The 1,170-nt window shown below is 61.4% G+C and carries 1 pseudogene; it reads right to left on the minus strand.

Going from position 1 to position 1,170, the window contains the following annotated elements:
• A pseudogene (locus AC1D1X_RS23905) lies at positions 1–1,170 on the minus strand (hypothetical protein); the annotation flags it as partial.

Raw genomic sequence — 1,170 nt, forward strand, 5'->3', positions numbered from 1 at the left:
CCCCAAAGGGCTCCGCCGTATCCCAGCGCCAAGCAATCGCTTCATCACTCTGCCGCGTAATCACTCTGGGTGCACCCAACTGGTCGGTCGAGACGTTGTACAGGCTGATGGCAATGTCGCTGGTTGCAGCAATCCCCGTCTGCTTGATCACCCCGACCGGCATGCCCATGTAAATGGTTTCATATTGAGGAGCGCCATTGGCATCGTACTCACCTAGCAGCTTGCCCCCTTCGTCATAAACGTAGTAAGCCGCACCGGTAGGCACCAGCGCCGTCGGCCCCGTCTTGCTCATCCTCGACTCCAGGGCACTGTAGCTGTAGCTCACGGTGCCGCCGGCATTCGTCATCGTCGCCAGTCTTCCCCGGTCGCTGTAGGTGTAGCTGTTGGTCCCGTCACTCGTGATGTTGCCGGCCGCATCGTGCACCACGGTGGCCGTACCTGTTGTGTCTTGCGTCTGGTTCAGCCGGTTGCTGGTCGTGGCGATGGTGTTCGGGTAGCTCGTGCCACTGATGACCTTGGCCATACGGTTGCCGGTAGCGTCGTAGCTGTACTGGATCGCACTGCTGCCCAGGGTCGCGCTGGTCAAGCGGTTCAGGTTGTCATAGCCAAAGCTCTGGTCCAGGCTGGGAACAGGCGCTCCGTTGCTTGTGTGGGTGTAGCCGGTGATGCGCCCTGCACTGTCTCGGGTAATAGTGCGGCGAACGCCTGTGCTGGTCGGGTCGCCCAGGTTGTACGCACTGATCTGGCCGTTGGCGTCATAACTGATCGCCTGGGTCTTGCTGCTGGCCCACGTCCAGCCGGTGAGCTTGTTCTCGGCATTGGTGGTGATGCCCGYTATCAGCGGCAGGGTTGTTCCGCTGGTGCCCACGCCGTTGGCATTCGGCGGATTGACCGTGACRGCRTTGACCWSSCCYTGGGSGTCGTAGCTGTAGTTGACCTTTGTTCCGCTCGGATAGGTAATCGCCGTGAGCTTGTCCAGTGCGCTTCCCGTGTCACCCCAGCTGTAGCCCACCGTAAAGGTCTTGCTGCCTATGGTCTGGGTTTTGCCTGTCTTGCGGCCCAGGCTGTCGTAGCTGTAGACGGCCTGGCCGGAGGCGTCGGTGATTTTGGTGAGTTCGCCTACGGCTGCCGGGGTGGGAGTGGATCCGCCGTCGTACTCGAGCACGCTGG

The organism is Polaromonas sp. P1_G4, from assembly GCF_056405475.1.